Source organism: Bradyrhizobium sp. Kon37, assembly GCF_055807535.1.
The window spans coordinates 1-259 of the sequence record NZ_JBVVOY010000290.1; the positions used below are offsets into that span (position 1 = coordinate 1).

Sequence of the window (259 nt, forward strand, 5' to 3'; positions counted from 1 at the left end):
GTGAACAGCGTTTGCCCGGCGTCCAGTGACAGCGCGCCGCTAAAGGAGGGATGCTGTGCGTCACGTACCCAGACGATGGGCTTGTCGAGAATTAATCGCGGCTTTTCTACCGTCATCGTACCGTATTGTAACTGGTCGAAACCGGTGGAGAGATCGGTCAGCGTAATCGTGCTGTCATGCCACTCACCTTTTCCTGCGACATCCCAGGTGGCATTCATCGGTGTAAAACTCCCTTTTCCCCAGTAGCGCCACTGCCAGC

The 259-nt window shown here is 56.0% G+C and carries 1 protein-coding gene; it reads right to left on the reverse strand.

Annotated elements, in window-relative coordinates:
* A partial coding sequence (locus AC0L3J_RS38195; protein ID WP_473350589.1) for an intermembrane phospholipid transport protein YdbH family protein occupies positions 1-259 on the reverse strand: 259 nt, incomplete at both ends.